We start from the raw sequence: 13,173 nt of genomic DNA, 5'->3' as shown, positions 1-13,173 counted from the left end.
TACGGCACGTCTGCGCGGATCACAGGACCGGCATGTCGTAGAAGCGGCAGATCCCACTGAACTCGTCGACCTGCAGGCTCGCGCCGCCGACCAGGCAGCCGTCGACGTCGTCCTTGGCCATGATCCCGGCGACGTTGCCCGCCTTCACGGAGCCGCCGTACTGGATGCGGACGGCGTCGGCCGCGGCGTCGCCGTGCTGCTCGCGGATGCCCACCCGGATGGCCGCGCAGACCTCCTGGGCGTCCTCCGGGGTGGCGACCTCGCCGGTGCCGATCGCCCAGACGGGCTCGTAGGCGACCACCAGCCCGGCGACCTCCTCGGCGGTGAAGCCGGCCAGCGAGCCGGTGACCTGGGTCAGGCAGTGGGCGACGTGCTCCCCCGCCTGGCGGACCTCCAGGCCCTCGCCGACGCAGACGATCGGGGTGATCCCGGCGTCCAGGGCCTTGCGCGCCTTCGCGTTGACGACCTCGTCGGTCTCCCCGTGGTACTCACGGCGCTCGCTGTGCCCGACCACGACGTACGAGCAGCCGAGCTTGGCCAGCATGCCGGCCGAGATCTCGCCGGTGTAGGCGCCGGAGTCGTGCACGGAGACGTCCTGAGCGGCGTACTTGACCGCGAGCCGGTCGCCGTCCACGAGGGTCTGGACCGAGCGCAGGTCGGTGAACGGCGGGACGACGACGACCTCGACCTTGGCGTGGTCGTGACGCTTGTCGGACAGCGTCCAGGCCAGCTTCTGGACCAGCACCACCGCTTCCTGGTGGTTGAGGTTCATCTTCCAGTTGCCCGCCATGATCGGGACGCGGGCGGCAGCCTTGGGCATGGGTGTCAGTCCTCCAGGACCTTGATGCCGGGGAGCTCCTTGCCCTCGAGGTACTCGAGCGAGGCGCCACCGCCGGTGGAGATGTGTCCGAACGCGGCCTCGTCGAAGCCGAGGGTGCGCACGGCCGCGGCGGAGTCGCCGCCGCCGACGACCGAGAGGCCGTCGACCTTGGTCAGGGCCTCGGCGACCGCGCGGGTCCCCTCGGCGAACGCCTCGACCTCGAAGACGCCCATCGGCCCGTTCCAGAAGACCGTGCGGGCGTCGGCCAGGGCCGCCGCGAAGGCGGCACCGGACTCGGGGCCGATGTCGAGGCCCAGGGCGTCGGCCGGGATCTCGGTGGCCGCCACGACCTGCGGCTCGGGGGTCCGGTCACCGGCCGGGAACGCGGTGTCGACCACGATGTCGGTCGGCAACACGATCTGCACGCCGGACTCCTCGGCCCGGGCCAGGTAGGCCCGGCAGGTGTCGAGCTGATCCTCCTCGAGGAGGCTCTTGCCGACCTCGTGGCCCTGGGCCTTGAGGAACGTGAAGACCATGCCGCCGCCGATCAGCAGGCGGTCGGCCTTACCGAGCAGGTTGTCGATCACGCCGAGCTTGTCGGAGACCTTCGAGCCGCCCAGGACGACGACGTACGGGCGCTCCGGCGACTCGGTCAGCCGCTTCATGACGTCGAGCTCGGTGGCGACCAGGCCGCCCATGGCGTGCGGGAGCCGCTGCGCGACGTCGTACACCGACGCCTGCTTGCGGTGCACGACCCCGAAGCCGTCGGAGACGAACGCGTCGGCCAGCGTCGCCAGCTGGTCGGCGAACGCCCCTCGCTCCGCGTCGTCCTTGCTCGTCTCGCCCGCGTTGAAGCGGACGTTCTCGAGCACCGTGACCTGACCGTCGGCCAGGGTCTCGACGGTCGAGCGCGCGGAGTCGCCGACCGTGTCGGTCGCGAACGCGACCTCCTGGCCGAGCAGCTCGCCGAGACGAGCGGCGACCGGGCGGAGGGAGTAGCGGTCCTCGGGCGCACCCTTCGGGCGGCCGAGGTGGGCGGTGACGACCACCCGCGCGCCGGCCTCGGCCAGCGCGCGGATGGTCGGGACGCTGGCCCGGATCCGGCCGTCGTCGGTGATCGTCGTGCCGTCGAGCGGCACGTTCAGGTCGGATCGGACGAGGACGCGCTTGCCCGCGACGTCCCCGAGACCAGCGAAGTCACTCACGGTCAGAGGGTCTCGCCGATGTAGTCGATCAGGTCGGCGAGGCGGTTGGAGTAGCCCCACTCGTTGTCGTACCAGCCGACGACCTTGACCTGGTTGCCGATGACCTTGGTCAGCGGCGCGTCGAAGATGCACGACGCCGGGTCGGTGACGATGTCCGAGGACACGATCGGGTCGGTGGAGTACTTCAGGAACCGGCCGTCAGCCGCCGCCTTGACGATCTCGTTGACCTCCTCGACCGTGGTCTCGCGAGCCGCCTCGAAGGTGAGGTCCGTGGCCGAGCCGGTCGGGACCGGGACGCGCAGGGCGTAGCCGTCTAGCTTGCCCTTCAGCTCCGGGAGGACCAGGCCGATCGCCTTGGCGGCACCCGTCGAGGTCGGCACCACGTTGAGGGCGGCGGCACGGGCGCGGCGCAGGTCCTTGTGGATGTTGTCCTGGAGGTTCTGGTCCGCGGTGTAGGCGTGGATCGTGGTCATCAGGCCCTTGTTGATGCCGAGGCCGTCGTTGAGCGCCTTGGCCATCGGGCCCAGGCAGTTCGTGGTGCACGACGCGTTGGAGATCACGGTGTGCTTCGCGGCGTCGTACTGCGTGTGGTTGACGCCCATCACCACGGTGATGTCCTCGTTGGAGGCGGGCGCCGAGATGATGACCTTCTTGGCGCCGGCCTGCACGTGGGCGGCGGCCTTGGTGGCGTCGGTGAAGAAGCCGGTGGACTCGACGACGACGTCGACGCCCAGGTCGCCCCACTTGAGGTCGGCCGGGTTCCGCTCGGCGAACGCCTTGATCTCCTTGCCGCCGACGACGATCGCGTCGTCGGTCGCGGACACGTCGGCGTCCAGGCGGCCCAGGATCGAGTCGTACTTCAGCAGGTGGGCCAGGACCGCGTTGTCGGTCAGGTCGTTCACGCCGACGATCTCGATGTCGAGACCGGACGCACGCACGGCGCGGAAGAAGTTGCGGCCGATCCGGCCGAACCCGTTGATACCTACACGAACGGTCACTGCGCTTGCTCCTCAGGACGCGGGCTTCTGGCTGTCACACCGACCCTATATGCCCCGGGCGGCCCACCCGAGGGCCGGACCGGCCTACGTGCGGGTAACCGACGAACGTCCTGGCGAGATCAGGACGTCATGCCTCTTCAACCAGCATGTCCGGGGTCAGCGAGGCCTCGGTGTCGGGGATGCCGAGCTCCTCGGCGCGCTTGTCGGCCATGGCCAGCAGCCGCCGGATCCGGCCCGCGATCGCGTCCTTGGTGAGCACCGGGTCGTGCAGTTGGCCGAGCTCCTCGAGCGAGGCCTGCTTGTGCTCCAGCCGCAGGGAGCCCGCGAGCTGGAGGTGGTCGGGGATGTCCTCGCCGAGGATCTCGATCGCCCGCTCGACGCGGGCGCCCGCGGCGACCGCAGCGCGGGCCGAGCGGCGCAGGTTGGCGTCGTCGAAGTTGGCCAACCGGTTGGCCGTCGCGCGGACCTCGCGCCGCATCCGCCGCTCCTCCCAGGCCATCAGCGACTCGTGGGCGCCGAGGCGGGTCAGCAGCTGACCGATGGCGTCGCCGTCGCGGATCACGACCCGGTCGACGCCGCGGACCTCGCGGGCCTTGGCCTGGATGCCGAGCCGGCGGGCCACTCCGACGAGGGCCAGCGCGGCCTCGGGGCCGGGGCAGGTGACCTCCAGCGAGGACGACCGGCCGGGCTCGGTCAGCGAGCCGTGGGCCAGGAAGGCGCCGCGCCAGGCGGCGACGGCGTCGCAGCCGCCCCCGGAGACGACGGCCGGCGGCAGCCCCCGCACCGGGCGACCACGAGGGTCCAGCAGTCCGGTCTGACGGGCCAGGGCCTCACCGTCGCGGGCGATCCGAACGAGGTACCGGCTGCCCTTGCGCAGGCCGTTGCCCTGGACCACCACGACGTCGGCCTGGTGGCCGTAGACCTCGAGGATGTCGGTGCGCAGCCGCCGCGCCGCGGCGCCCGTGTCGAGCTCCGCCTCGACCACGATCCGCCCGCTCACGATGTGCAGGCCGCCGGCGAACCGCAGCAACGAGGCCACCTCGGCCTTGCGGCAGCACGTCTTGGTGGTCTGGGTGCTGGCGAGTTCCGCCTTCACCTGTGCCGTCATCGCCATGCGGCCGATCCTGCCACGGCCGTCAATCACCGTCCGAGGTCAGGGGCACCGGCCCGTGAGCCGGATCTCAGCCCCAGCGCCGCTCGAGGATCCGGGCGTACGCCGCCGCCAGCAGAGCCGGGTCGTGCCGCGCGGAGCCGACGTGCTCGGCGACGTCGTCGACGACCAGCGTGGCACCGCTGGCCGTCACCAGCTGCTGGAGCTCGGCGAGGTCGTCGCCGACGCTGCCGCGGTCGGCGAGCACGGTGTGGACCTGCAGGTCGGGGGCGTGCTCGGCGAGCACCGCGAGGTGGTCGGCGGGGCCGAAGCCGGGGGTCTCCCCTGCCTGCTCCTCCAGGTTGAGCACGACGACGACCCGGGCGTCGGAGCCCACGAGGGCGTCGCGCATCGCCGGCACCTTGAGGTGCGGGATCACCGAGGTGAACCACGAGCCGGGGCCGAGCACCACCCAGTCGGCCTCCTCCACCGCCGCCACGGCCTCGGGACAGGGCTCGGGGTCGGGCGGGTCGAGGGCGATCTCCACGATCACCCCGTCGGTCGTCGCCACCTCCACCTGGCCGCGGACCAGGGTCAACGCGTCGGGGTCGCCGGGGACCAGGCCCCGGACGTCGGCCGTGATGTCCATGGGGGTCAGCGCCATCGGGAGCACCCGTCCGGTCGCACCGAGGAGCCGTCCGACCCGGTCGAGCGCATCCACGTGGTCACCCAGGAGCTCCCAGAGCCCGACGATCAGCAGGTTGCCGACGACGTGGCCGTTCATGTCGCCGTCGCCCGCGAAGCGGTGCTGAAGGACGTTGGACCAGGTCGTGCCCCACTCGTCGTCGCCGCAGAGGGCGGCGAGGGCCATCCGGAGGTCGCCGGGAGGGAGCACCCCGAACTGGCCACGCAACCGGCCGGACGAGCCGCCGTTGTCGGCGACGGTCACGACCGCCGTGAGCTCGTCGACGGTCAGGTCGTCGACCAGGCGACGCAGGGCCCGGAGCGAGGCGTGCAGGCCGTGCCCGCCCCCGAAGGCGACGACCGACTGGGCACGGGGCCCGGTCATTCCTTGCCCAGGTCGCGGTGCACGGCCCGGGCGACGAAGCCCTGCTCCGAGAGGCGGCGCGCGATCTCCTCGGTCATCGCGACGCTGCGGTGCTTGCCGCCCGTGCAGCCGATGGCGACCCGCATGAACCGCTTGCCCTCGCGGAGGTAGCCGGCGGCCACCCCGGTCAGCACCGGCACATAGCCGTCGAGGAACTCCTCGGCCCCCGGCCGGCTGCGCACGTAGTCGGCGACCTCGGTGTCCTGACCGGTGCCGGGGCGCAGCTCGGGGATCCAGTGGGGGTTGGGCAGGAACCGCATGTCGGCGATGAAGTCGGCGTCGACCGGGATGCCGTACTTGAACCCGAAGCTCAGCACCGTGACCCGCAGGCGGGTCGTGTCGGGCGTGCCGAACGCCTCCGAGATCCGGTCGGTGAGCTGGTGGACGTTGAGCGCGCTCGTGTCGATGACCAGGTCGGCGTTGGCGCGCAGGTCGGCCAGGGCCACCCGCTCGCGCTCGAGCCCGTCGAGCAGCCGCCCGCTGCCCTGCAGCGGGTGCGGACGTCGGGCGGCCTCCTGACGCCGGACCAGCACCTCGTCGGTGGCGTCGAGGAAGACCAGGGTGGCGTGCCGCCCGCTGGACTCGTGGGCCAGGTTGGCCTGGAGGGAGTCGAAGAACGACCCCGACCGGACGTCGACCACGACGGCGATCGGCTGGCGCGCGCCGCGGCTCTCGTCGACCAGGCGCACCACGTCGCTGAGCAGGCTCGGCGGCAGGTTGTCGATGACGAAGAAGCCGAGGTCCTCCAGCTCCTTGGCGGCCGTGCTGCGTCCGGCGCCCGTCATGCCGGTGACGACGACCAGCTCACCCGTCGGCGCTGGGGAAGTGGCGGAGTGGTCCATGGCTCAGCCCTCGTCGATCTCGCCGGTCGCGGTGTTCACGGAGACAGTCTTGCGGGTCTCGGCGGCGGCCGCGACGGAGTCCTTGATCGCGGTCGCCGTCCGGGTGCCGATGCCGGGCACCTGGGCGATCTCCTCGACGCTCGCGGCCCGCAGCTTCTTCAACGACCCGAAGTGCTTCAGCAGCGTCTTGCGACGGACCTCGCCCAGACCCGGGATGTCGTCGAGCAGGCTGTCGACCATCGTCTTCGACCGCCGCGACCGGTGGTGGGTGATGGCGAACCGGTGGGCCTCGTCACGCAGCCGCTGGAGGAGGTAGAGCCCCTCCGAGGAACGGGCCAGGATCACCGGGTCCTCCTGGCCCGGGAGCCACACCTCCTCGAGCCGCTTGGCCAGCCCGCAGACCGCGATGTCGTCGATGCCGAGCTCGTCGAGCGCGCGCTGGGCGGCCGCGACCTGGGGCGGTCCGCCGTCGACGACCACCAGGCCCGGCGCGTAGGCGAACTTGCGCGGGCGGCCCGTCTCGGGGTCGACGAGCATCGGACCGGACGTCTCGTCCCCCGGCTTCACCTCGGATCGGGCCTGCTCGTCCAGCAGCCGCCTGAACCGACGGGTGATCACCTCGTGCATCGACGCGACGTCGTTCTGCCCGTCGACGCCCTTGATCACGAACCGGCGGTACTCCCCCTTGCGGGCCAGGCCGTCCTCGAAGACCACCATCGAGGCCACCACCTCGGTGCCCTGCAGGTTCGAGATGTCGTAGCACTCGATCCGCAACGGCACCTCGTCGAGCTCCAGGGCCTCCTGGATCTCCTCGAGCGCGCGGTTGCGGGTGGTCAGGTCGCTGGCCCGCTTGGTCTTGTGGAGCACCAGCGCCTGGCCGGCGTTGCGGGCGACGGTCTCCTGGAGCGTCTTCTTGTCGCCGCGCTGCGGCACCCGGATCTCGACCTTGGCCCCGCGCAGGTCGCCGAGCAGCTGCTCGAACGTGGCCGGGTCCGGCGGCATCGCGGGCACCAGGATCTCGCGCGGGATCGACTCCGGGTCGCCGGCGTAGAGCTGGAGGAGGAAGTCCTCGACCAGCTTGTCGGTGCCGCCCTCGTCGACCCGATCGGCCACCCAGCCGCGCTGACCGCGGATCCGGCCACCGCGGACGTAGAAGATCTGCACCGCCACCTCGAGCGGATCCTCGGCGAGGGCGATCACGTCGGCGTCCGCGCCGTCGCCCAGCACCACCGCCTGCTTCTCCAGGGCCCGCTCCATCGCCCCCAGGTCGTCGCGCAGCCGCGCCGCCTTCTCGAAGTCGAGGGCGTCGGACGCGGCGTACATCTCCTGCTCGATGCGGCGCGTGAATGGACGGGTGCGGCCGGCCATGAACTCGCAGAAGTCCTCGACGATCTCGCGGTGCTGCTCGGCGCTGACGTTGCCGACGCACGGCGCCGAGCACTTGTCGATGTAGCCGAGGAGGCAGGGTCGCCCGATCTGGCTGGAGCGCTTGAAGACGCCGTTGCTGCACGAGCGCATCGGGAACACGCGCAGCAGGATGTCGACGGTCTCGCGGATCGCCCAGGCGTGGCTGTAGGGGCCGAAGTAGCGGGTGCCCTTGCGCTTGGCGCCGCGCCCGACCATCACCCGCGGGAACTCCTCGCCGACGGTCACCGCCAGCCACGGGTAGGACTTGTCGTCGCGGTACTTCACGTTGAAGCGGGGGGCGTACTCCTTGATCCAGGAGTACTCCAGCTGGAGCGCCTCGACCTCGGTGTTGACGACCGTCCACTCCACGCTCGCCGCGGTGGTCACCATCGTCGCGGTGCGCTGGTGAAGGTTGCCGATGTCCTGGAAGTACGACGACAGCCGCGCCCGGAGGTTCTTGGCCTTGCCGACGTAGATCACCCGACCCCGCGGGTCACGGAACCGGTAGACCCCCGGCTGGGTCGGGATCGAGCCCGGCTCGGGACGGTAGGACAGGGGTCCTCGGGAGGTGCGGCGAGGACGGGCGGGAGGCACGACTCAACCCTACGGTCCACCGGGGACAGTCCAGCCTCGGCCACTTCCCGCGCGTCCGCCACACCGCTTTACTCCAGTGCCTTACTCTTCTTTCATGCCGTGTCGCGACTCCTACGGGTACGCCCTCACCACCAGCCGCGAGGCTGCCGCGGCGTACGACCGCGGGCTGGGCGACCTGCTGCGACTGCGAGGCGGCGGCGCCGAGGCCGTCGCGACCGCCGTCGCCCTCGACCCGACCTTCGCGGTCGGGCATGCCACGCTGGCCCTGCTCGGCCACGAGATGTGCCTGAACGTCGACCTCGACGCCCGGCTGCGCGACGCCGAGCTGCACGCCAACCGCGCGACCGAGCGCGAGCGCAGCCACGTGCACGCGGTCGCCGCCCACGTGCGAGGCGACTCGCGCCCGCTGCTGCAGCACCTGCGCACCCACCAGCGCGACGCCCTGCTGCTGTCCGCCGCCGTCCCGACGATCGCCTTCGCGGGCGCGACCGAGGTGCCCGAGGAGGCCTGGGACCTCGTCGAGCGGGCCATCCCGGCTTACGGCGACGACTGGTGGTTCACCGGCCTGCTCGCCTTCGTGCGTCAGGAGCAGCGCCGCTTCGACGAGGCGATGGACCTGTCCTGCCGCTCGCTCGCCGTCGAGCCGGCCGCGGGCCACTCGGCCCACGCCCGGGCGCACGCCCACTACGAGACCGGTGACCACCGTGTCGGGCTGGCCTGGATGGACTCCTGGGTGACCGGGTCCGGCCGGCGTACCGAGAGCCTGAGCCACTTCTCGTGGCACGCGGCGCTGCACGAGCTCTCGCTGGGCGACCTCGACGCCGTACGACGACGCCACGACACGCAGCTGCGTCCCGAACTAGGCCTGGGCTGCCGCGCCCTGGTCGACACCGGGTCCCTGCTCTTCCGCTGGGCGATCACGCCGGGCGCCGAGGACGTGCCCGGTCTCGAGGAGGTTGCGGCGGTCGCGGGTCGCGGGGTGCTGGAGCGGCCCGCGACGCCGTTCCTGGCGATGCACGCCGCCGTGGTGCTGCTCGCGCTCGAGGACGGCCCGGGCCTGGACCGACTGGCGACCTACGCCCAGGCCCACCCGAACCCCACGCACCGCGAGGTGGTCGCGCCGCTCGCCCGAGCCCTGCGCCGCCTGGTCGACGGCCGGGCGGGGGCAGCCGCCGACGAGCTGGCCGCCCTGGCGGTCGCGGCCCGCCGCCTGGGCGGGTCCGACGCCCAGCGCGAGATCGTCGAGGAGGCGCGGATCGCCGCCCTGCTGCGCGCCGACCGGTACGACGAGGCGCGGCAGCTGATCGACGCGCGGCTGGACCGCCGCGCGTCGACCCGCGACCGGTGGTGGCTGGCGTCGATCGCCTCAGGCGAGGCTGATGGAGTCGCCCTCGACCGTCAGGGCGACCTCGTCGAGCGCTGACGACGCCGGCCCGCCCTGCACCGAGCCGTCCTCGATCGAGAACGTGCTGTTGTGACAGGTGCAGACGATCGAGCCGTCCTCGACCCCGGTCACCGGGCAGCCCTGGTGGGTGCAGATGTTGGAGAAGCCCTTGAACTCGCCCTCGGTGGGCTGGGTGATCACGACACCCTCGTCGGCGAAGATGGTGCCGCCGCCGACGGGGATGTCGGCCGTGGTCGTGAGGCCCGCGGCGGCACCCTCGGATGTGGCCGGTGCCGCCGGCGAGGATGCGGCGCCCGACGAGCCCGCGGACGAGGGGGTGCTGGACGCGCCGGTGCCGCTGCTGGCCTCGTCCGAGCCGCAGGCGGCGAGGAACGGAACGCCGACCCCGAGCGTCACCGCGCCGGCGAGCGCACGCCTCCGGCTCAGGCAGGCGCAGGCCCGCGATTCGACGGCGGATTCCTGCTCAGGGGCGGGGCTGGACGGGATCCGGGTGGTGCGGCTCTCCGTGGTCACGATCGGGGTCCTCTCGGCGGGAAGTCGTTGAAGATGACACTACCGACGGCGGTCGTGAGTACAACGGCTGCAACCTGTGGACTCGATGAGAATGTCCTCATCATCAGGAGGACCGACTCGCTCCCCGGCCCCGGGACCGCTCCACACGCTCGCCCCGCTTGGAGGCCGAGGCCGCGGTCCGGCCCCGCGGCTCTGGCGCGGACGCAGCCGGCAGCTTGCGGGCCGGCTGCTTGGCCTCCTTGCCGGACAGCACCGGGGCCAGGAACTGACCGGTGTAGCTGTCCGGGACCGCGACGACGTCCTCGGGGGTGCCCTGCGCGACCAGCGTGCCGCCGCCCGACCCACCCTCGGGACCCATGTCGACCAGCCAGTCGGCGGTCTTGATGACGTCGAGGTTGTGCTCGATCACCAGGACCGTATTGCCCTGGTCGACCAGCCGACCCAGGACACCGAGCAGCTTGCGGATGTCCTCGAAGTGCAACCCGGTGGTCGGCTCGTCGAGCACGTAGAGGGTGCGACCGGTCGAGCGGCGCTGCAGCTCGGTGGCCAGCTTGACCCGCTGTGCCTCGCCGCCCGACAAGGTGGTGGCGGGCTGGCCGAGCCGGACGTAGCCGAGGCCGACCTCGACCAGCGTGGTGAGGTAGCGCGAGATCACCGGGACGGCGGCGAAGAAGTCGACCGCCTCCTCGATCGGCATGTCCAGCACCTCGGCGATGGTCTTGCCCTTGTAGTGCACCTCGAGGGTCTCGCGGTTGTAGCGCGCACCGTGGCAGACCTCGCACGGGACGTAGACGTCCGGCAGGAAGTTCATCTCGATCTTGATGGTGCCGTCGCCCTGGCAGGCCTCGCACCGGCCGCCCTTGACGTTGAACGAGAACCGGCCCTGGAGGTAGCCGCGCATCTTGGCCTCCGGGGTGTCCGCGAAGAGCTTGCGGACCCGGTCGAAGACCCCTGTGTAGGTCGCCGGGTTGGAGCGCGGGGTCCGGCCGATCGGCGACTGGTCGACGTGGATGACCTTGTCGACGTGCTCCAGCCCGGTGATCCGGGTGTGCCGGCCCGGGATCGTGCGGGCGTTGTAGAGCTGCTTGGCCAGCGAGGTGTAGAGGATGTCGTTGACCAGTGTCGACTTGCCGGAGCCGGAGACGCCGGTGACCGCGACGAACAGACCGAGCGGGAACGTGACGTCGATGTTCTTCAGGTTGTTCTCACGCGCCCCGACCACGGTCAGCTCGCGCCCGGTCGTCCGCGGCCGCCGCACCGGGGGTACGGCGATCTCGCGACGCCCGGAGAGGTACTGGCCGGTGATCGAGTCGGGGTGGGTCAGCAGATCGGCGACCGGACCGCTGTGCACCACCTGGCCCCCGTGCTCCCCCGCCCCCGGGCCGACGTCGACGGCCCAGTCGGCGACCTTGATCGTGTCCTCGTCGTGCTCGACGACGATCAGGGTGTTGCCGAGGTCCTTGAGCCGGACCAGGGTCTCGATCAGCTTCTGGTTGTCGCGCTGGTGCAGGCCGATCGAGGGCTCGTCGAGGACGTAGAGGACGCCGACCAGGCCGGCACCGATCTGGGTCGCCAGCCGGATCCGCTGGGCCTCGCCACCGGACAGCGAGCCGGAGGCCCGGTCGAGCGAGAGGTAGTCGAGCCCGACGTCGAGCAGGAACTGGAGGCGCTGCTGGATCTCGCGCAGCACCACCTCGGCGATCTGCTTCTCCCGGGGTGAGAGCTCGAGCGAGCCGAGGAACGCCGACGACTGGTCGAGCGAGAGCGCGCACACCTCGGCGATGCTCTTGCCGCCGAGGGTCACCGCCATCGAGACCGGCTTGAGCCGGCTGCCGCCGCAGGTCGGGCAGGGGACCTCGCGCATGAACCCCTCGAGCCGCTCGCGGCTCGTGTCGGACTCGGCCTCGCGGTGCCGACGCTCGATGTAGGACCGCACGCCCTCGAACTCGGCGTAGTAGGCCCGCTCGCGCCCGTAGCGGTTGCGGGTGACGACGTGGACCTTGGTCGGGTGGCCCTCGATGATCGCCTTGCGGGACTTGGCCGACAGCGCGTTCCAGGAGGTGTTGAGGTCGAAGCCGAGCTCGTCGCCCAGGGCCGCCAGCAGGCGGAGGAAGTAGTCGGCCACCGTCGCGTGGCTCCACGGCTGGATGGCGCCCTCACCGAGGGTCGCCTCCGGGTCGGGCACGACCAGCTCGGGGTCGACCTCCATCCGGGTGCCGAGACCGTGGCAGGCCGGGCACGCGCCGAACGGCGAGTTGAAGGAGAAGGAGCGCGGCTCGAGGTCGTCGGTGTCGATCGGGTGGTCGTTGGGGCAGGCCATCTTCTCGCTGAACTTCAGCTCGCGGCCCGGGTCGGACTCGTCGAGGTCGACGAAGTCGAAGAGCACCAGCCCGCCGGCGAGACCGAGCGCCGTCTCCACGGAGTCGGTCAGCCGCCGCTTCGAGGACTCCTTGACCGCCAGGCGGTCGACCACAACCTCGATCGTGTGCTTCTTCTGCTTGTCCAGCTTCGGCGGATCGTCCAGCGTGTGGGTCTCGCCGTTCACCCGGGCGCGGGAGAACCCCTGCGTCTGCAGCTGGCGGAAGAGCTCGACGTACTCGCCCTTGCGGCCGCGGATGACCGGCGCGAGGATCTGGAACCGCCGTCCCTCCTCCAGGCCGAGCACCCGGTCGACGATCTGCTGGGGCGTCTGGCGCTCGATGGGCGCGTGGCAGACCGGGCAGTGCGGCCGTCCGGCCCGGGCGTAGAGCAGCCGGAGGTAGTCGTAGACCTCGGTGATCGTGCCGACCGTCGAGCGCGGGTTCTTCGACGTGGACTTCTGGTCGATCGATACCGCGGGCGAGAGTCCCTCGATGAAGTCGACGTCGGGCTTGTCCATCTGGCCGAGGAACTGGCGCGCGTAGGCCGACAGCGACTCGACGTAGCGGCGCTGCCCCTCGGCGAAGATCGTGTCGAAGGCCAGGGAGGACTTGCCGGAGCCCGAGAGCCCGGTGAACACGATCAGGGAGTCGCGCGGGAGGTCGAGCGAGACGTCCTTGAGGTTGTGCTCCCGGGCGCCCCGGATGATCAGCTGGTCGGCCACGAAAACGGTCCTCACTTGTTCGAACAGGCGTTCGCCATCGTACGGGGTGCGACAACTCCGGGCACCGTGCTGTGCACGATCTCACGGGCCACCGACAACCCGGCGCGGG

Annotated in this window: 10 protein-coding genes; 1 reads left to right on the top strand and 9 read right to left on the bottom strand. The window is 71.5% G+C overall.

Annotated elements, in window-relative coordinates; translation table 11 throughout:
• Positions 1-19: 19 nt before the first annotated feature.
• The 7 genes from tpiA to uvrC all read right to left on the bottom strand — a co-directional run bounded on the left by tpiA (position 20) and on the right by uvrC (position 8,064).
• Positions 20-820, bottom strand: coding sequence for a triose-phosphate isomerase (gene tpiA / locus BLT76_RS12410; protein WP_090856105.1), 801 nt, complete (start codon positions 818-820; stop codon positions 20-22).
• A gap of 5 nt (positions 821-825) precedes the next feature.
• Positions 826-2,025, bottom strand: coding sequence for a phosphoglycerate kinase (locus tag BLT76_RS12405; protein ID WP_090856102.1), 1,200 nt, complete (start codon positions 2,023-2,025; stop codon positions 826-828).
• Positions 2,026-2,027: 2 nt separating this feature from the next.
• The gene (gap, locus tag BLT76_RS12400) at positions 2,028-3,023 is read right to left on the bottom strand and encodes a type I glyceraldehyde-3-phosphate dehydrogenase (protein ID WP_090856099.1); all 996 of its coding nucleotides are present in this window, start codon (positions 3,021-3,023) and stop codon (positions 2,028-2,030) included.
• 127 nt (positions 3,024-3,150) lie between these two features.
• Entirely contained in the window at positions 3,151-4,137 is a 987-nt protein-coding gene (gene whiA / locus BLT76_RS12395) for a DNA-binding protein WhiA (RefSeq protein WP_090856096.1), read from the bottom strand.
• A 67-nt stretch (positions 4,138-4,204) separates the two neighbouring features.
• Complete coding sequence (locus BLT76_RS12390) at positions 4,205-5,182, bottom strand: gluconeogenesis factor YvcK family protein (protein ID WP_090856093.1); 978 nt, start codon at positions 5,180-5,182, stop codon at positions 4,205-4,207.
• On the bottom strand, positions 5,179-6,063 hold the full coding sequence (gene rapZ / locus BLT76_RS12385) for an RNase adapter RapZ (RefSeq protein ID WP_090856090.1): 885 nt from the start codon (positions 6,061-6,063) through the stop codon (positions 5,179-5,181). The genes BLT76_RS12390 and rapZ overlap by 4 nt, the downstream gene beginning before the upstream one ends.
• Positions 6,064-6,066: 3 nt before the next feature.
• The gene (gene uvrC / locus BLT76_RS12380; protein WP_090856087.1) at positions 6,067-8,064 is read right to left on the bottom strand and encodes an excinuclease ABC subunit UvrC; all 1,998 of its coding nucleotides are present in this window, start codon (positions 8,062-8,064) and stop codon (positions 6,067-6,069) included.
• Positions 8,065-8,158: 94 nt separating this feature from the next.
• Here uvrC and BLT76_RS12375 point away from each other — a divergent pair, with 94 nt between their 5' ends.
• Entirely contained in the window at positions 8,159-9,487 is a 1,329-nt protein-coding gene (locus tag BLT76_RS12375; RefSeq protein ID WP_179714422.1) for a tetratricopeptide repeat protein, read from the top strand.
• Here BLT76_RS12375 and BLT76_RS12370 read toward each other — a convergent pair.
• Together BLT76_RS12370 and uvrA are read right to left on the bottom strand one after the other, a co-directional pair.
• Positions 9,431-9,982 carry a Rieske (2Fe-2S) protein gene (locus BLT76_RS12370; RefSeq protein ID WP_244509381.1) on the bottom strand — a complete coding sequence of 184 codons (552 nt, stop codon included), beginning with the start codon at positions 9,980-9,982 and terminating at the stop codon, positions 9,431-9,433. The genes BLT76_RS12375 and BLT76_RS12370 overlap by 57 nt on opposite strands.
• Positions 9,983-10,085: 103 nt before the next feature.
• Entirely contained in the window at positions 10,086-13,064 is a 2,979-nt protein-coding gene (uvrA, locus tag BLT76_RS12365) for an excinuclease ABC subunit UvrA (RefSeq protein ID WP_090856084.1), read from the bottom strand.
• Positions 13,065-13,173 lie beyond the last annotated feature (109 nt).

The sequence above is a fragment of the Nocardioides lianchengensis genome (assembly GCF_900101465.1).
GTDB lineage: Bacteria > Actinomycetota > Actinomycetes > Propionibacteriales > Nocardioidaceae > Nocardioides > Nocardioides lianchengensis.
The sequence above is the reverse complement of the archived record's forward strand: the minus strand, read 5'-3'. Positions and strand labels throughout refer to the sequence as shown.

Excerpts from the sequence above, each read along its gene's own strand:
- BLT76_RS12375 (WP_179714422.1), top strand. The coding sequence starts at position 8,159 with ATGCCGTGTCGCGACTCCTACGGGTACGCCCTCACCACCAGCCGCGAG.
- tpiA (WP_090856105.1), bottom strand. The coding sequence starts at position 820 with ATGCCCAAGGCTGCCGCCCGCGTCCCGATCATGGCGGGCAACTGGAAG.
- whiA (WP_090856096.1), bottom strand. The coding sequence starts at position 4,137 with ATGGCGATGACGGCACAGGTGAAGGCGGAACTCGCCAGCACCCAGACC.
- rapZ (WP_090856090.1), bottom strand. The coding sequence starts at position 6,063 with ATGGACCACTCCGCCACTTCCCCAGCGCCGACGGGTGAGCTGGTCGTC.
- BLT76_RS12390 (WP_090856093.1), bottom strand. The coding sequence starts at position 5,182 with ATGACCGGGCCCCGTGCCCAGTCGGTCGTCGCCTTCGGGGGCGGGCAC.